At 27.3% G+C, this 17,375-nt stretch carries 15 protein-coding genes and 1 pseudogene; 7 read left to right on the top strand and 9 right to left on the bottom strand.

What is annotated here, in order from left to right; all coding sequences use genetic code 11:
• The first annotated feature begins 17 nt into the window (after nucleotides 1-17).
• The 3 genes and pseudogenes from Q1X91_RS05570 to Q1X91_RS05560 all read left to right on the top strand — a co-directional run bounded on the left by Q1X91_RS05570 (nucleotide 18) and on the right by Q1X91_RS05560 (nucleotide 4,815).
• Nucleotides 18-581: a hypothetical protein gene (locus tag Q1X91_RS05570; RefSeq protein WP_300754224.1), complete on the top strand. Its 564-nt coding sequence runs from the start codon at nucleotides 18-20 to the stop codon at nucleotides 579-581.
• A gap of 53 nt (nucleotides 582-634) precedes the next feature.
• The gene (locus Q1X91_RS05565; RefSeq protein ID WP_300754221.1) at nucleotides 635-2,020 is read left to right on the top strand and encodes a sodium-dependent transporter; all 1,386 of its coding nucleotides are present in this window, start codon (nucleotides 635-637) and stop codon (nucleotides 2,018-2,020) included.
• 1,511 nt (nucleotides 2,021-3,531) lie between these two features.
• Nucleotides 3,532-4,815, top strand: a pseudogene (locus Q1X91_RS05560) (hypothetical protein).
• 78 nt (nucleotides 4,816-4,893) lie between these two features.
• Here Q1X91_RS05560 and Q1X91_RS05555 read toward each other — a convergent pair.
• Together Q1X91_RS05555 and Q1X91_RS05550 are read right to left on the bottom strand one after the other, a co-directional pair.
• Nucleotides 4,894-6,207 carry a toxic anion resistance protein gene (locus Q1X91_RS05555; RefSeq protein WP_300754218.1) on the bottom strand — a complete coding sequence of 438 codons (1,314 nt, stop codon included), beginning with the start codon at nucleotides 6,205-6,207 and terminating at the stop codon, nucleotides 4,894-4,896.
• 37 nt (nucleotides 6,208-6,244) lie between these two features.
• Complete coding sequence (locus Q1X91_RS05550) at nucleotides 6,245-6,781, bottom strand: 5-bromo-4-chloroindolyl phosphate hydrolysis family protein (RefSeq protein WP_300754215.1); 537 nt, start codon at nucleotides 6,779-6,781, stop codon at nucleotides 6,245-6,247.
• 719 nt (nucleotides 6,782-7,500) lie between these two features.
• Between Q1X91_RS05550 and Q1X91_RS05545 the strand changes: the two genes are divergently transcribed.
• The gene (locus Q1X91_RS05545; protein ID WP_300754213.1) at nucleotides 7,501-8,010 is read left to right on the top strand and encodes a nitroreductase family protein; all 510 of its coding nucleotides are present in this window, start codon (nucleotides 7,501-7,503) and stop codon (nucleotides 8,008-8,010) included.
• Nucleotides 8,011-8,085: 75 nt separating this feature from the next.
• Complete coding sequence (locus Q1X91_RS05540; RefSeq protein WP_300754210.1) at nucleotides 8,086-8,640, top strand: DUF2271 domain-containing protein; 555 nt, start codon at nucleotides 8,086-8,088, stop codon at nucleotides 8,638-8,640.
• A gap of 82 nt (nucleotides 8,641-8,722) precedes the next feature.
• On the opposite strand, the gene selD is transcribed toward Q1X91_RS05540, so the two are convergent.
• The 4 genes from selD to rplU form a co-directional block, all read right to left on the bottom strand.
• Nucleotides 8,723-9,799, bottom strand: coding sequence for a selenide, water dikinase SelD (gene selD, locus Q1X91_RS05535; RefSeq protein ID WP_300754207.1), 1,077 nt, complete (start codon nucleotides 9,797-9,799; stop codon nucleotides 8,723-8,725).
• Nucleotides 9,800-9,955: 156 nt separating this feature from the next.
• Nucleotides 9,956-10,210, bottom strand: coding sequence for a 50S ribosomal protein L27 (rpmA, locus tag Q1X91_RS05530; protein WP_013113366.1), 255 nt, complete (start codon nucleotides 10,208-10,210; stop codon nucleotides 9,956-9,958).
• The gene (locus tag Q1X91_RS05525) at nucleotides 10,200-10,556 is read right to left on the bottom strand and encodes a ribosomal-processing cysteine protease Prp (protein ID WP_300754204.1); all 357 of its coding nucleotides are present in this window, start codon (nucleotides 10,554-10,556) and stop codon (nucleotides 10,200-10,202) included. Before Q1X91_RS05525 ends, rpmA begins: the two co-directional genes overlap by 11 nt.
• On the bottom strand, nucleotides 10,556-10,867 hold the full coding sequence (gene rplU, locus Q1X91_RS05520) for a 50S ribosomal protein L21 (protein ID WP_013113364.1): 312 nt from the start codon (nucleotides 10,865-10,867) through the stop codon (nucleotides 10,556-10,558). The genes Q1X91_RS05525 and rplU overlap by 1 nt, the downstream gene beginning before the upstream one ends.
• Before the next feature lie 191 nt (nucleotides 10,868-11,058).
• Here rplU and Q1X91_RS05515 point away from each other — a divergent pair, with 191 nt between their 5' ends.
• A complete protein-coding gene (locus Q1X91_RS05515; RefSeq protein WP_300754198.1) occupies nucleotides 11,059-12,504 on the top strand; it encodes a hypothetical protein in 1,446 nt (481 codons plus the stop codon).
• Here the strand turns inward: Q1X91_RS05515 and Q1X91_RS05510 are convergent.
• The 3 genes from Q1X91_RS05510 to miaB form a co-directional block, all read right to left on the bottom strand.
• The gene (locus tag Q1X91_RS05510) at nucleotides 12,498-13,505 is read right to left on the bottom strand and encodes a FecR domain-containing protein (protein ID WP_300754195.1); all 1,008 of its coding nucleotides are present in this window, start codon (nucleotides 13,503-13,505) and stop codon (nucleotides 12,498-12,500) included. The genes Q1X91_RS05515 and Q1X91_RS05510 overlap by 7 nt on opposite strands.
• 103 nt (nucleotides 13,506-13,608) lie before the next feature.
• The gene (locus Q1X91_RS05505) at nucleotides 13,609-14,217 is read right to left on the bottom strand and encodes a 4'-phosphopantetheinyl transferase superfamily protein (RefSeq protein WP_300754192.1); all 609 of its coding nucleotides are present in this window, start codon (nucleotides 14,215-14,217) and stop codon (nucleotides 13,609-13,611) included.
• A gap of 17 nt (nucleotides 14,218-14,234) precedes the next feature.
• Complete coding sequence (gene miaB / locus Q1X91_RS05500; protein WP_300754189.1) at nucleotides 14,235-15,542, bottom strand: tRNA (N6-isopentenyl adenosine(37)-C2)-methylthiotransferase MiaB; 1,308 nt, start codon at nucleotides 15,540-15,542, stop codon at nucleotides 14,235-14,237.
• A gap of 798 nt (nucleotides 15,543-16,340) precedes the next feature.
• Here miaB and Q1X91_RS05495 point away from each other — a divergent pair.
• On the top strand, nucleotides 16,341-17,375 hold a 1,035-nt coding region (locus Q1X91_RS05495), incomplete at its 3' end, for an FkbM family methyltransferase (protein WP_300754186.1).

Raw genomic sequence — 17,375 nt, 5'->3', positions numbered from 1 at the left:
AAGAGGAAACAATATAAATGCTTAAAAAAATAAATATAATAATTATAGCATTTTTAATAGCTGTCAATGCTTATGGAGCTATAGTTATTTCAACATACAGAAAGCCTAAAGAAATCAAATATAAATATAAACTTACAGAAAGGGGTAAGGTATTAATAGTTCCAACAAATATATTATTTGATTTTAACAGCAGCAGTCTTGATTTAAAAAAATATTTAAAAACATTGAAATATGTAGGCGATGTAACTGCTAGTACAAATATTATGGATATCATTATTGAAGGACATTCCAGCAGTGATGAAATAAAAAGAATTACAAATGGTTATGATAAAAAAGATATTCTATTTCTCTATAATAGAAGAAATCTTGACGATTTATCATATCAGCGTTCATATAATGTGTTTTTATCTATAACTAATGGAAATACAAGCAAATTGACAAATTATGGGCTTCAAGATTTACTGAATGAATATAAAGATATTAAAAAAAATAGAAGAGTTGAGTTTATTTTGATAGAAAATACTAATGATATGAACATATATACTAACTATATAAATAAATTAATAATGTCAAATCTTTAATTTTATTATATAATTAATCAATATAAAAAATAAAAAAATTTTAGGTATAATTTATGCATAATGACAGAGAAAAACTTTCAAGCAGATTAGGTTTTTTATTAGTTTCAGCAGGCTGTGCTATAGGACTTGGTAATGTGTGGAGATTTCCTTATATTACAGGCAAGTACGGCGGGGCTTTATTTGTTGTATTTTATCTCATATCGCTTGTTATATTGGGGCTGCCTATACTTGTTATGGAGTTTTCTGTGGGAAGGGCTGGCAAAAGAGATTTAGCTGGTTCTTACAGAGCTTTACAAAAAAAAGGATATAAATGGCATATTGTAGGATATATACAGTTATTCGGCTGTGTGCTTCTTATGATGTTTTATACTACTATAGCAGGCTGGTGTTTATCATACTGCTATTTTATGGCGGCTGGAAAACTTCAAGGACTTAATCCTCAGCAGGTTGGGGAGTTTTTTAATACTGTGCTTGCTTCTCCTTCTGCATTGATACTATGGATGACTATATCTATAGTAATAGCAACTATTGTTTGTATGATGGGGCTTGAAAATGGAGTGGAAAAAGTTACAAAGGTAATGATGACTTTACTTTTGCTTGTTCTTTTTGTGCTTATAATAAGGGCTATTACTTTACCTAATGCTAAAGAGGGATTAAAATTCTATCTCTTACCAGATTTTAATAAGATGTTCAGCGGAGGAATAAAAGGATTTTTCTCTGTAGCTTATGCGGCAATAGGGCAGTCATTTTTTACTTTGAGCTTAGGAATAGGGGCTATGACTATATTTGGAAGCTATATAGAAAAAGACTATTCTCTTACAGGCGAATCTATTATGGTTGTAGGGCTTGATACTTTAATAGCTTTTCTTTCTGGGCTTGTAATATTTCCTACTACATTTGCTTTCGGTATTAATCCGGGAGAAGGTGCTGGTTTGGCATTTGTTACTTTGCCTAATATATTTAATTCTATGGTTTTGGGAAGACTTTGGGGGGCTTTATTTTTCTTATTTTTAGCTATGGCAGCTTTAACAACAATTATAGCTGTATTTGAAAATATAATAGCTTTTACTATGTCTGAAACTAAAATGCCACGTAAAAAAACTACTATCATTGTAGCTGTAAGTATATTTATATTAAGTCTTCCTACTGCTTTGGGATTTAATGTGCTTTCATTTATTAAACCTCTTGGCGAGGGAAGTACTATAGCTGACGGGCTTGATTTTTTGGTGAGCAATAATTTCTTTCCTTTAGGCGGTATAATAATACTTATATTCTGTACTAGAAATTTCGGCTGGGGCTGGGATAATTTTATAAAAGAGGCTGATACTGGAAAAGGAATTAAATTTCCCAAATGGGCTAGATTTTATGTGTCTTATATACTTCCTTTTATAGTACTTGCTATATTTGTAATAGATTATGTAAATAGATTTTTTATTTAATTATAATTATTTGTTTAGCGGTTTAATTTTGAATATAAATAAAATTGATAATAGTATATACCTAAACAAATATAATTTGTCAAAAATTATTTTTTTAAATTTTGATATTTGCGGGGCTTCACAGTCGTGCCACGCTCTGTGTGCCGACGAAGTCCGCATTTTGTGTCGGCACCCCAGTTCTTTTGTGACGCTGTCCGCCTTCGGTGTGCCACAAAGAAGCAAAAAGGCTATATTTCAGTCTAAATTTAATAATTTATTCTACATATAAAATATAATTAGTACTATTTAGTATTATTTTTTTACTTGCACTTTCGCGAAGCGTATCCGAGCTTGCCGAGGATATAAGGTTCTTTGACGAAGTCAGCCTGCGACCGAAGGAAGTACTGTTAAGTATGGCGTGTGGCGGGAAAAAGAACGACAAAAAAATTGACAAACTTAAAAATTTTTAGTATATACCTAAACAATTACAATTTGTCAAAAAATTAATTTTTTAAATTTTGATATTTGCGGGGCTTTGCCCCACACCCCAGTTCTTTTGTGACGCTGTCCGCCTGTGGCGTGGTATAAAAGAACCAAAAGAACTGCATTTTTGGCCTAAATTTCGGGTATTACCATACATTTAATACATATTTTTAAAATATAAAGTTCTATCAATTACATTTTTTGCAACTTTTTTGTGCGGCAAAAAAAGTTTATAATTTTATATAATGTGCACCAATTGACAAAATAAAATTGTTCCAGTATATACCTAAACAACTATATTTTGTAAAATTTTAATTATCTATGAATGTAATTACCATTTTATTCATAATATAATATATTTTATTAATAAATAAAATATGTTTTAGATGTATAGTAAATTGCTTATTTGGTATGATAATAGGTAATCAACCGCACGTATCGTTGACATTTGATAATGGTAGATAATACCGTGCGTACCGAACGAAGATGAGGGAGAGCTCGCTGTTGACAAACTAAAAATTTTTTTTATAATACTGTAGGAGGTTATTATGAAATGCGGTATTTTTAATTTTTCTTCGCTTTATTATTTTAAGTCTTTTTATTAATGAATATTAGTAATAGCTTATTCTAAAATATCAAGTAAATACCAATTATGCTTATAACCTAAAGATTAGTATATGATTAATGTAGTTTATTACTAGCAGTAATAATAAGCATCAATATTTAAAATCAGTATTGAGGGATTTTTAGGCTACTATACCATAGGTTCTAAGAGTATAACAATTAATAAGCGAGCCGAAGCCAGCTAGTGAGTTTATTGCTAGCAACAATAAAATGTAAACATAATGAAATATTAGAAAGCTAAATATAAAAATTATTGGCGTCTGACATTCGTAAGAATGGAAGAGCCTATAAGCCAATAATTTTTATTAGAAATAATAAAAGGCGAACATAACAATCAATAAGTGAGCCGAAGCAGCTGACAACTTTAGTTGGCAGCTTATACTAAGCTGAGGCGAACATAATAATTAAGGAGAATATTAATAACAGTGAAAAATTTAATAATTAAATCATTTATGGATAAAGATATAATAATTTTGTTAGCAGTAGCGATTTTAGTAGCTGCTGTCATAATAATTATTAATATACCGAAAAATAAGGCTAAAAAAAAACCTGTAAGATTTTATAAAAATAATTTTTTTATGCTTAAAGATAAAGTTAACAATATATATATTTATGTCTATGAACACAAGAAAAATGATAATTATAATGATTTATACTTACCAAGAGATAATGTGTTTCCATATATAGGAAGAGTATATATAAATAATGATAATGGTTTTATTATAAATGATGTTTATTTTTCATCTGAGAGAATAGCAGTTAAAAATTATTATGATAAAGATAATACAGTTTTAATTAATAAATACTCATCAGATGGCAGTAGATCTTATGGATATGAGCCTGAAACTTTTGCTGAATAAAAATTCAAGACAAAATTAGAGGATATATCAAAATCACAAATTGAGTATGTTATTGAGTTTAAGCCTTATGACAGTATTACTGACTATGTTGCTGATAATGTTAAAAAAACTTTAAAAGAGCCTGTAAAAATAGAAGGAACTTTTGAGATTATAAGGGAAGATGAAGCAGAAATAATAAGGCTGCATAATGCAGACATATTTGGTTTGTATAATGATAAAAGTATTTTATTCAGTTCTGAGAGAATATTCTCAGGTAATGTATTTAATTTTGATTATATTTTTATAAATGGAAAAGAAAAAATAAATTCTTCTATTAATGGAGTTAGAGAGTTTTCAGATGAGTTTTTAAAAGATAAAATAAATGAAAATAAGGATATAGTAGAATCGTATGTAAAAGAATCTAAAAAAAGACATTGGAAGTCATTAATGGATGAGAGTATATTAAATTATATTGATAATTATGCTGATTATTATAATGAACTTAAAGAGTTTAAAAGTTTTAATATATTATACTTTGATGATAAAACAATATCTTTATATAAAAGAGTTTCAAAGCTAGAAGATTTGCAGCTTGCTGAAATAGACAATATGTTTATGACATTTGAGTTAGGCAGTCAAAAATTGATTAGCCATTATCTTAAAGACTTTGTAAATGATCCTGAAGCATTATTAAAAAGATATAATGCCAATAAAGATTTTTATTCAAATATAGATAGTTTAATTTTTGGCATAACTGATTCATTTATTATAATAATGAAAGAAAAAGGCTATGGAAAAATATTTATTGATTATAAGAATATAAAAGAGTATGTAAATAAGGAGCATTATTTGGCTTATTTGTTTGATTAATTTTTAGTATTTTATAAAAAAATGCTCATCTATATTTTTTATATACAGATGAGCATTTTTATTGTATTTAATTTTATATTATTTTTTTGATATATTTAATATTTTTGCTTTAAGTTCATTTTCTATATTTCTTAATTCTGCCTCAGCAGCTCTTCTTTTTTCTCTGCCTTCTGTCTGTATTTTCATTACCTCGTCTAAAGTGGATATTAGCTGTTCATTTGTATATTTTAATGTTTCAATATCAACTATTCCTCTTTCTGATTCTTTTGCTGTTTCTATAGTAGAAGTTTTTAGCATTTCAGCATTTTTTCTTAATAGTTCATTTGTAGTGTCAGTAACGGCTCTCTGTGCTTTTGCTGCCTCATTAGAATGATGAAGTCCTATAGCTAAAACCATTTGATTTTTCCAAAGAGGTATAGTGTTTGATATAGTAGACTGTATTTTTTCTGTCATTATAACATTATTATTCTGTACCAAACGTATTTGAGGTATAGTTTGTACAGATATTGTTCTAGTAAGTTCTAGGTCATGTATTCTTTTTTCAAATCTGTTTGCTAAATCTTTAATATCTCTTGCCATTTGAACATCTTGAGGTGAATTACTTGTCATAGCTTTTGCTTCTAATGCTGGTATTTCATTAGTCATTAATTGATTGAGTTTTTGTTTTCCTGCTTCTATATATATTTCCAATTCTTTTAAGTATTCCAAATTATAATTATACATCTGATCCAAAATACTAATATCTTTAAGTAAGTTTCTTTGATGTGCTTCCAATGTTTTTACTATATTGTCAATATTAGTTTCAACATTTGTATATTTAGTTTTTAATTTACTTAAATTATTTCCAGCTTTTTTAAAAAATCCAAATAATCCTTTTCCTTTAGTTTCACTTTCTATATCAAAACCTTTAAGTTCTGTTATAACGTCTGTAATAGCCTCTCCAACTTCGCCTAAATCCTTATTCATAACATTGCTTAAAGTATTTTCAGAAAACTGAATCATTTTGTTTTGAGCAGCCGAACCATAAGACATTATTGATACAGAATCTTTTAGATTTATGCTGTTTGATAATTCATTTATTTTTTGCAAGTCTTCATTAGAAAACTGATTATTCATATGATTCAATACTTCTGCTGCAGCATTCTGAGGCTGATAATTCATAACAGGCTGAGTATTATTCTGAAAGTTTTGCATATTGTTTGGCATTGCATCTTGCATAGGCATGTTATTAGTCATTGGGGTTTGCATATTATTAACCGTCATGCTTTGCTGATTGTATGCGTTTTGTATGTTATTAGACATTGTGTTCTGCTGATTATCAGGTGTCATGCCGTTTTGATTATTAGATTGATTTTCTTCTGTATTGTTTAATTGATTATTATTATTTTCCATAAAATTTCTCCGTATTTTTATTTTATATTATTGTTTATCATAAACCATCTTTTTCAAGCATAGTTTTTAATACATCTATATCGCTGTTTATATCCATAAGTTTATTCTGATTCATTTCTACAAGCATGCTTTTTAATGCTTCATTTAATTTTATTATAACATTTTCTATTTCCTGAGCTGTTTTTTCCATATTAGCATTTTTTACAGGAAAATTGCAGAAATCTATATATGAATTAAGCATTTTTACAGCAGTAGGAAGATGATATTCATTTATTTTTTCAAGTTTTTTTTCTCCTTCTTTATTAGCCTTACTGTAATTTACCATTTCTTCTAATATGGATATCATTTCTTTTAAAGCTGGAGTGAGTTCTGCATCATCTATTTTTTTTGATAGATCTGTAATTTTTTCTATATTTCTTTGAGTTTCTAAAATTATTAAACTATCCTTATTAGAATAATTTTCAGTTTTATAATTATTCATACTATAGTTATTTTTATCGTCTTCTCTTGGGAAATTTCTTTGAACATTCTGCCTTAATTTTTGAAAAATAATATCATCTTCATCTCTTGCCATATATATCCTCTAAATAAACTAAATATTAATAAACTTCAAAATAAATGTATGCCAACAATAAAATATATTTTTATTACTATAACAAGTATATTATAAATAATTAATATAATATTTGCAATAGATTAATTTATTATTTATATAACGATTATATACCTAAACAAATATAATTTGTCAAAAAATAAATTTTTAATTTAGTATTTGCGGAGACTAGCCCTACGAAGTACACAGTCGTGCGACGCTCTGCGTGCCTTCGGTACCCCCCAGTTCTTTTGTGACGCTGTTGCCGTAGGCAGGTGAGAAGCAGGACAGCCCGCACTCTCTGCGTGCCGACGAATTCCAGCGAAAGGCTACATTTTACACTGAATTTAGTAATTTATCCTACATATAAAACATAATTAGTACTATTTAGTATTATTTTTAGATTTGCACTTTCGCGAAGCGTGCCGACGAAGTCCGCCTGTGGTGAGGGTATGCGGCTGATTACCTATTATACCAAATAAGTAATTTACTATATATCTAAAACATATTTTATTTATTAATAAAATATATTATATTATGAATAAGATGGTAATTACATTCATAGATAACTAAAATTTTACAAAATATAGTTATTTAGGTATATATAATTTTAATAGACTATATGGCTTTTATACTTTAATTTACAATTTTTTGTTATTAATGTTATAATACTATAACAATTAATTTTAGGAGGATAAAAAATGAGCGAAGATATTCTTTTTAGCCGAAGAAGCATAAGGAAATACATCAAAGGAAAACAAGTTGAAGATGAAAAGGTAGAATATATGCTTAAGGCTGCTATGTATGCTCCTTCAGCTAATAACAGGAGAAATTGGGAGTTTATAGTCATAAAAAACAGAGAAACACTTGATAAAATAATGGATTTTCACCCATATGCTAAAATGCTTGAAACTGCTCCTATGGCTATAATTGTATGCGGAGATTTATCTGATGAGTCTGGTAAACTTTATTGGCAGCAGAACTGTTCGGCAGCTTTAGAAAATATGATGCTTGCTGCTAAGGCTAAAGATTTGGGTACTGTATGGATTGGGCTTGCTCCGCGTGAAGAGAGAATGAATGAGGTTATAAAATTATTTAATTTACCAGAACATATTAAGCCTTTGGGAATGGTTGTTGTAGGGTATGCCGATGGAGAGCCTCAAATGCCTGAGAGATTTGAACCTAATAAAATACACTATGAAAAATATTAATATTCTGAATAATTAATATTGTAATAAAATAACTGTGATAAAAAATAAATTTTATAAATAAAGGAGTTATATCTTATGAAAAAGCTCATGATTATAATATTTATGATTTTTATATCTTTTTATGTAAATGAGAATTATGCTCAAAGTTCTTCTAAAAAAGTCAATATTAGTTTTGACTATACTAAAAGAGCTGGGTATTCAAGCAATCAAATAGCTGTTTGGGCAGAAGATGATAAGGGTAATTATATAACTACTATATATGTCACAGATTTTACTGGAAGAAGGGAAGGCTGGAAGAGAAGACCGCAGTCTTTGAATAATTGGCAGATTAAAGCTGATGTTGTTAATTTAGATAAAAAAATAGTTGATGCAGTATCAAAATCTACACCTAAAACTGGTAAAGTTAATATAGTTTGGGATTGCAAAGATTCAAAGGGTAGGGCGGTTAAAAATGGAACATACAAAATAGTTGTGGAAGCTACAATATATCAGGATAATAATGTGCTTTATACTTCTTATATTGATATAGGAAATACTGCTGAGACCAAAAAGTCAGAGGCTAAATATTCTAAAGAAGAAGCTAAAGCTATTGATATAATAAAAAATGTTACTGTAAGTTTCATTCCTTAAATAATTTAATAAAATTAATAAGCCTGCATTGTATTTTTATATACTTTGCAGGCTTTTTACTAAAAAATTATCTATTAATAATTTATTTTACTAAATGTATATATTCTTTTTCTTTTTTATGAACTTTACCTATTATAGAGGCACAGTCAATTCCTTCTCTCCATAGATCAGCAAGAATATTTTCGGCATTATTTTTATCAGCACATATAAATAAACCTCCTGCTGTCTGAGGGTCAAAAGATAGCATTTTTAAATTATAATCAACATCATCATCTACTAATATATTTTCTCCTACATAACGCATATTAGTAAAAGCAGCCCCAGGTATACAGCCCATATCAAGTACTTCATAGCTTTTATTAAACATAGGCAAAGCAGATGATTGTATTTCTATTGTAACATCGCTTGCTTTAGCCATTTTATAGGAATGACCTATAAGTCCAAATCCTGTAATATCAGTAGCACATTTTACATTATATTTATTCATAACAGCACATGCTTTTTTGTTTAATGTTTTCATAGAGTTAAAAACATCTTCTATATTTTCTTCTTTTATAAGTCCCTGTCTCATAGCCGCAAGACAAGCTCCAGTACCAAGAGGTTTAGTAAGTATAATTATATCGCCTTCTTTAGCAGCAGCATTTGTTGTAATTTTATTAGGATTAGCAAAACCTACAACAGCCATTCCGTATTTTACATTTGTATCTGTTATAGTATGTCCTCCTACAACCAATACTCCTGCTTCTGTAGCCTTATCCTGTCCGCCTTTTAATATGCTAGCTAATATGTTTAATGAATCATCTTTAGGAAACATTGTGATATTTAATGCTAGTTTAGGATCTCCTCCCATAGCATATATATCGCTTATTGCATTGCATGCAGCAATCTGACCAAATCCGTAAGGGTCTGCTATAACAGGCGGAAAATAGTCCACAGTAAATATTATAGCATTATCATCAGATATCTTATATACTCCAGCATCATCACCTATATCTACATCAGAAAGAAGGTTAGAGTCAACCTTAGTCTGCATTATTGGAGCTAGAGTTTTTTCAAGCAAGTCCGGAGGAATTTTAGCAGAACAGCCTCCTTCCAAAGCACATGATAAAAGCTGAATTTTTTCGTTGTTTTCTTCCGTATTATTTGTAATATTTGACATAATAAACACCTATAATTTTTTTGTTATACTTAGATAATATATTATTAAATAAAAAATTCAAATATTTTTTAAAAAATATTAACCATAAAAAAATATCCCAGCTAAAAATGAATTAACTGAGATATAAAAGTTTATCAAATATAAAAATTATTTTAATTATTCAGCAACAACTGAAATAGTTTTCTTTCCAAATTTGTTAGTATGGAACTTAACATAACCAGAAGCAGTAGCGAATATAGTATGATCTCTGCCTATATCAACATTGTTTCCTGCATGGAACTGAGTACCGCGTTGTCTAACTATAATGTTGCCTGATATAACTTTTTGACCGCCGTAAACTTTAACACCTAAGCGTTTAGATTGACTGTCACGTCCATTTTTGGAACTTCCTCCGCCTTTTTTATGTGCCATTTTTATACTCCTCTTTATATTTTATAAAATCAGGATACTCTTTAATTAAAGATTTTATACCTATCAAATATCCATTACTAACTAATTCATATTCTTTTTTTTTATCAGCATCAAGTTTATCAATATTGATTAACTCCAAACTTAAAAGCCCGTCATCAGTTTTGTATTTCAAGAATTTTTTTCCAACAGTGTGTATAAGGGCTTTATACATGGCCTGAGTGAGTACGCTTAAAGCTATACAAACCTCATAACCTTCGCCGGACTTTTTTATTCCAGCATGACCTTCAACTGTTATACATTTCATAATAGAATCACTATTATAAACTATATAAACAAGAGAAGCCATTAAAGAGATATATCTTCAATAGTGATTTTATGGTATTTATGTCTATGACCTGTTTTTCTTCTGTAGTCTTTTCTTCTTTTATGTTTTCCTATAACTACTTTATCGCCTTTCATCATTTCTATTATTTTAGAACTTACTTTTACGCCTTCAACATAAGGTGTTCCTACTAAAACACTTTCATCATCTTTTTTTAGAAGGAGTGTTTTTATTTCTGGAGCATCTTTAGCTTCATCGCCTAGATATTCTACTAAGATATCCTGACCTTTTTCTACCTTATATTGTTTGCCTTTTACTTCTACAATTGCATACATTATAGCTTATCTCCAATTTATATATATTTTTATTTTGTACAGTACTATGAGTAACATATAATACTACAATAATATAATTTTGTCAAGCATAAAAACAAAAAACTGATACTAACTTAAAAATAAATTAATATATTATAATTAAATAGATTTTTTTGTAAAAGTATTGTAATATATTCATAGGGCGATTAGGAATGGATAAAAAATTATTAGAAAAAATAGAAACTTTGCATAATAATGATGAACATTATGAAATAATAGAGCTTGTATATTCTATAGATGAAGCAGAGAGAGATTATGAAATTATATCATTACTTGCAAGAGCTTTGAATAATACTCAAAATTATGATGAGGCATTGGATCATCTTATGTATATCAGAGAAGACGGAATAGATGATCCTTTATGGCATTTCAGAGTGGGGTATTCTTATTTTTATAAAAATGAAAAAGATACAGCAAAACAATATTTTTATAAAACTATAGAACTTATGGACGGACATAAAAATATAGAAATACTAGAATCATCTAAAAGATTATACACTTTATGTTTTGAAGATGATGATAATGGTATGAATTTTATAAAAAGGACAGAGATGTTTTGGAAATGGTTTGAGGAAAACGAAGAATATATTTCAACTATGCTTGAAAATAAGCATGATGATTTAATTAATTTTGTTTCAAGCGGAGTTAAAATTATATCTGATAACATATCATTTAATATTACTAAAAATTACAAGTTTATATTTACTGTAGACGGGAAAAATTATCTTTTCTATCTCATACCTAAAATAATATCTTCTATGCCTTATAAATTAAGAGAAAAATGGACTTTTTTGCCTTGTCTTCCTAGTTCTGAGGGTATTAATTTTTCTATAGAGGTTCAGAATAAAAAAATATATATGCAGGAAGTTTTTATAAAAATAGAGTTTGACATAGAAAATGATAAATTTGATTTGATATTTTATAACAGTGAATTGAATAATTTAGATAAAGAAGAGGCGTATAATATATTTTTTATTATGATGGAAAATTCTATAGGTGAGGGATTATCTAGGATTTATATAAGGTACGTTGATATAAGCAGCACCAAATTATATAATATGATTACCCTTACAGAACTTGAAGAGTATATAAAAAAGATATTACAGTTTTATAGGAAAGAATTGATAACAGATCCTACAAAACAGTATTTTTCATATACTTTTGAGCCTAAAAATGTTGATATGCTTAGATATGATATAATAGCTGGGATTACATCATATTATGAAACTATTAATGATTATTATACTGAAAATGTTCATGACATAGTAGAAATATCAAAATGCGGTGCTAGGGCTTTATTTTTAAGCTATACTTATGATGATGAAAATGATAATGATGAAATAAGAAGAGAAATACTTAATGAAAGATATGAAATACAGGATAGATTAGAAAAGGAAGTTTTGGGTTGCAGCGGAGAAGAGATAGGTATTGTAGTTGGCAGAGCTATTGGAATATATAATATTTATATAGATTTGATAGTTTATGATGAAAATGAATTTATAAAGAGGGCTAAGATACTTTTAGCGGAATATGATAGAAACTTTTATATATCTAAATTAAGGAAATACTCTGAAATAAAAAATATATTTTATTATTGATTATATGCTGAAGCATTCATTCTTTCATCAAATTTTCTTTTTATTCTGTCAAATTTTTCTCTTGTTTTATAAACAGCATTGTTCATTTTTGATATAGCCCTTTGATTGGCCATATATATACTTAATGATTTTCTTGCATATGATATCATTTCATTTTTTTTATCGGAGTTTAGATTTATTAGTTTGATTATAGTATTATAATACCCTTCATTTGCTGCTGTCATTCTCTGCTGCTTTAATTCAAGCTCTTTGATTTTTTTCTCATTTTCTTCCATTTCCATACTTGTAAATGAAACAAAATTATCCTCATTATTATTGTTATTTGGTATATTTTCCATAGCTGTAATTAGATTTTCTATAGTATATACAAAGTCTTCTCTGGAATCCTCTTCGCCTCTATTTAAAAATACTATAGGATCACTGTCAGAGTTTTGATTAACCACTTTATAATTATTATCTATTGTATTAATATATGCCTCTTTAGGATTTAATACAGTTTCATCATTATCCGTAACAATATCAACATTTCCGTCTTTAAGAATAACAATGCTTGAGCCGTTTTCAGCAAATGCTACTTCAAATTCTGTTCCTTTTACTATAGAAGATGTATTTGCTGTATGTATTTCAATAGAAGTGCCCATATCTTTTATTATACTTACACTTATATATCCTTCTAGTAAGGATAATGAAATAGTGCTATCATCTTTTGTAAGCGGAGGATTGACAAGTATTATAGTATTTTGAGGAACTGTAATTTCTCCTATTTTATCGCCTCTTCTGCTTAAAGTAAGTTCTACCTGAGTATTAGAAATTGTTCTTAATCTGTATTCGCTATGTACTTCGCTTCCTCTGAAAGCTCTTAATGATTTATTTATATCCGTTTTTTCTATAAAAGCTATTCCAGATATTCCAGTAACTTTAAAAGAAATATTCTGAGATAATAAAATATTGCTCAATGATAAAGCAAATAATATTACTATTAAAAATATTCTATTTATCATAAATACTCCTTAGTAAAATTATAAAAAGTAAAAAGCATAACAAATCCCACTAAGTATAATATAAGTTTATATTTTTGAATTAAAAAAGTCAATACTGATAAATTTATATTTTTATATCAATATTCGGCAAAGTAGGGTAGGCGAATAGCATATTTAAATTAAAATCCTGAAGACTTAGATTAACTTCATTTTTAGTATTAAGGCATATGCTTATTATATATGAGTCGTCGAGTATAAAAGAAGCAAAAAATATATCATCAGCATTTTTTATAACTCTTTCAATTAAATCAACTTCTGGGGCATTTTTTATATCAAATATAGTTTTCCCAAGCATTTTTATATACGCTTCTTTTATTGTCCATATAGTAAAAAAATCTATTTCTAATTTGTGAGTGTTTTCAAGATATTTTATTTCGCTTTCATAAAAATATTCTTTTGCTATATTAAAAAAATCTCTTTTTTTTATCTTTTCTGCATCTATTCCTACATTATAGTCTTTACTCATAACAGCAGCAAATAAATCTGAAGTATGTGTACCGTTAAAATATATATTTTCATTTTTAAAATAAGGCTTTTTATTTTCTTCTCTCTCTATAATTAAATTATTTTTATTGTAATGAGTTTTAGCCATAGAAAGTATCATATTTGCTAATGTTTCTCTTGATTTCTCTCTGTTATTATTTTCATTAAAGCTGTACTCTAAGTAAGTCATAAAATTACCTTTATAATTTAAATAAATCTCCCTATTAATGTATGGCTTTTTATTTCTGTAACTTCAGCATCAAAAATATCGCCCATATTAAGTTCTTTTTCTTTTTTTATGAGTATTATTCTGTTTTCTTTACTCCTGCATAAATAATGCATATTGTCTTTTGCTGTATCATCTATCATAACAGAAGTTTTTTTACCAAGTTGTTTTGATAATAATTTTTGGGCTAATTCTCTTTGATAATTTACTAATTTTGTAAGCCTCCTTGCCCCTGCTGCTTTATCATATTCCACTTTCTTTTTATATGCTATAGATCCTTCTCTTTCAGAATATTTATATAAATATGCCTCTTCAAATCCTATTTTTTCAAGTAAATCTAAAGTTTCCTGATATTCTTCTTCTGTTTCATTAGCATAACCTACTATTACATCAGTAGAAATAGGAAAATCGTCTGAATAATCTCTTAAATATGATACCTTTTTTATATATTCTTCTTTTGTGTACTTTCTGTTCATAAGTTTTAATATTCTGTCAGAGCCGCTTTGAAATGGTAAATGTATATGTTTGCATAAACTGTTCAGATTCCATATAGCATCGGCCAAATCTTTATCAAAATCTTTAGGGTGAGAAGTTAAAAACCTTATCCACACTTTATTTTTGCTTTTTTCATCTATAACTTTATCGATTTTGTATAATAATTCTGTAAAATTAATTTCATTATTAATATCTAGCCCATAAGAATTAACATTCTGCCCTAAAAGAGTTATCTCTTTAGCTCCGTCATCTATAAGTCTTTTTAATTCTTCTATTATCTCATCTGATTTTCTGCTTACCATTTTACCGCGTGTATGAGGTACTATGCAGTATGTACACCAGTTATTGCATCCATGTGATATAGGTATAAATGCTTTATGCGGCTTATCTTCATCTACATATGATTTACTAAATATATAGTTATCATTAAACTTCCTTACAAAAACCTCTTCATCTTTTAAATAATCTATTATGTTTACTTCATTATATACATCGAATATTTTATTAGCACCAAGACTTTCCAATTTTTCTTTGGAAGTTTGAGCCATACAGCCCATAATAATTATTTTTGTGTCTTTTTTATTCTTTTTTCTATTTGCATTAAAGAGTTTTACTCTTGAAAATACTCTCTCTTCAGCATGTGCCCTTACACTGCATGTATTTATTATTATATTATCAGCATTTTCATGATTTTCTGTTTGTATAAAACCTTCCTGCATTAGTGAATTAATTAAACTGTTTGAATCTGCCTTATTCATTTGGCAGCCGTAATTTTCTAAATAAAAGTTTTTCATATTCCAATCTTTAATTTTTGATAATTTGTATTTTGTTATGTTTGTATATAATCTTATAATATTACAGCATGTAAAAAATAAATATTTTTATTAGAAGTGATTATATATAAAATTAATATAATATCAATATGCTTTATTGATAAAAGCAAAATATAGTATATAAATATATATCTAAACGACTATAATTTATCAAAAAATAAATTTTTAAATTTAGTATTTGTGGGGACTAGCCCTGCGAAGCACACAGTCGTGCCATACCCACAGTTCTTTTGTGGTGCTGTCCGCCTTCGGTGTGGCACAAAGAACCTTATATTCTCGATAAACTCGGATACGCTTCGCGAAAGACTGCATTTTTAGCCTAAATTTAGGTATTACAATACATTTAATACATATTTTTATTTTATTAATGCTAAATAATACTTTATACTATTTATAAGTTATCATTACATCTATAAATAATTAAAATTTGACAAAATATAATTGTTTAGGTATATACTATTTTTTGTTTTAAATGTAAGATAATATTGCATAAACTGGACATAAATATGCCATTTTTTCGCTTATATGTTCTACAAAAAGGAGTGTAATTTTATGTAAGCACTTGAACGGTTGGTAAAGCCCAAATATTAAAACTATAAATATTATTTTAAATCATTATATAAATAATATAACTACATAATATATTTACAAATATTTACAAAATTGCAAGTAGACCTATTTTTTTCAATTATAAATTATATACAAAAAGTTAAATTTATGATATTATATAATTATACATTTAATTTTTAAGGAGATAAAATGGATATTCATAATGAAGAGTTTATTAGCATAGATAAAAAACTTGATCATATTAAATATGGTATAGATAATTCTTTTATATACACTATTGAAAATGTTCATAGATTTATTGTTAATATGTCCCAATATATGATAGATAATCCTGAAGAATTTTCAAAAAATATAGAAGAATTCAAAAAAGGTTTGGATGAAGATAGTTTGGAAGCATTAGAAGCTTGGAAATTGCAAAGAAAACTTGGAATAAAGTACGGTTCTGAATTTTGGAGAGTACCTGCTAGTACTACTTTTTTTACTAATGAACAAAAAATTATACATTCTACAAAATTTCAAATATATGATTCAATTATAAATAATTATAAAAATAAATATGATATAAAAGATATAGGTTTGACAATTCATACACATTATTATGATTGTGGACTTATTTATGTACCATCATATATAAAAAATACTTTTAAAGATGGTATTGCTATTGATGGAGGTGCATATATCGGAGATACTGCAATTATGTTGTATGAGCAGTATGATTTTAAAAGTATATACTCTTTTGAACCTACAAATAAAAGTTATAGTATATTAAGTGAATCTATAAATAGATATAAACTTGATGATAGAATAAAGTTATATAAATATGCATTATCAGATAAAAATGAAAAAATTAATATAGTTGGTGAAAATTCAGATGCTTCAATTTTAATGAAAAATGAAAATTTAAAATCAGAAGAAATAGAAACAGTGTTATTAGATGATTTTCTAAAAAATAATAATGAGCATGTTTCATTAATTAAACTTGATGTTGAAGGTTATGAAGAACAAGCTTTAAAAGGTGCAGAAAAAACAATTATAAGGTATAAACCTGTATTATTAATAAGTTGTTACCATGATCATACAGCTTTAGGTCAAATGTTTAGAATAAAAAAGTATATAGAAAATTTGAATTTAGGTTATAAGATATTATTTAGAGGATTGGAAATAGAAAGTATATTAGAATATAATTTAATATGCTATATCCCAGAACAGAACAGAACAGAACAG

The organism is uncultured Brachyspira sp., from assembly GCF_949287625.1.
Lineage (GTDB): Bacteria > Spirochaetota > Brachyspiria > Brachyspirales > Brachyspiraceae > Brachyspira.
The sequence above is the reverse complement of the archived record's forward strand: the minus strand, read 5'-3'. Positions and strand labels throughout refer to the sequence as shown.

What these genes read in the sequence shown, in the direction of transcription:
- Q1X91_RS05570 (WP_300754224.1), top strand. Translation starts at nt 18, where the DNA reads ATGCTTAAAAAAATAAATATAATAATTATAGCATTTTTAATAGCTGTC.
- Q1X91_RS05565 (WP_300754221.1), top strand. Translation starts at nt 635, where the DNA reads ATGCATAATGACAGAGAAAAACTTTCAAGCAGATTAGGTTTTTTATTA.
- Q1X91_RS05555 (WP_300754218.1), bottom strand. Translation starts at nt 6,207, where the DNA reads ATGGAAAATAATAATAATCAATTAAACAATACAGAAGAAAATCAATCT.
- Q1X91_RS05550 (WP_300754215.1), bottom strand. Translation starts at nt 6,781, where the DNA reads ATGGCAAGAGATGAAGATGATATTATTTTTCAAAAATTAAGGCAGAAT.
- Q1X91_RS05545 (WP_300754213.1), top strand. Translation starts at nt 7,501, where the DNA reads ATGAGCGAAGATATTCTTTTTAGCCGAAGAAGCATAAGGAAATACATC.
- Q1X91_RS05540 (WP_300754210.1), top strand. Translation starts at nt 8,086, where the DNA reads ATGAAAAAGCTCATGATTATAATATTTATGATTTTTATATCTTTTTAT.
- selD (WP_300754207.1), bottom strand. Translation starts at nt 9,799, where the DNA reads ATGTCAAATATTACAAATAATACGGAAGAAAACAACGAAAAAATTCAG.
- rpmA (WP_013113366.1), bottom strand. Translation starts at nt 10,210, where the DNA reads ATGGCACATAAAAAAGGCGGAGGAAGTTCCAAAAATGGACGTGACAGT.
- Q1X91_RS05525 (WP_300754204.1), bottom strand. Translation starts at nt 10,556, where the DNA reads ATGGCTTCTCTTGTTTATATAGTTTATAATAGTGATTCTATTATGAAA.
- rplU (WP_013113364.1), bottom strand. Translation starts at nt 10,867, where the DNA reads ATGTATGCAATTGTAGAAGTAAAAGGCAAACAATATAAGGTAGAAAAA.
- Q1X91_RS05515 (WP_300754198.1), top strand. Translation starts at nt 11,059, where the DNA reads ATGGATAAAAAATTATTAGAAAAAATAGAAACTTTGCATAATAATGAT.
- Q1X91_RS05510 (WP_300754195.1), bottom strand. Translation starts at nt 13,505, where the DNA reads ATGATAAATAGAATATTTTTAATAGTAATATTATTTGCTTTATCATTG.
- Q1X91_RS05505 (WP_300754192.1), bottom strand. Translation starts at nt 14,217, where the DNA reads ATGACTTACTTAGAGTACAGCTTTAATGAAAATAATAACAGAGAGAAA.
- miaB (WP_300754189.1), bottom strand. Translation starts at nt 15,542, where the DNA reads ATGAAAAACTTTTATTTAGAAAATTACGGCTGCCAAATGAATAAGGCA.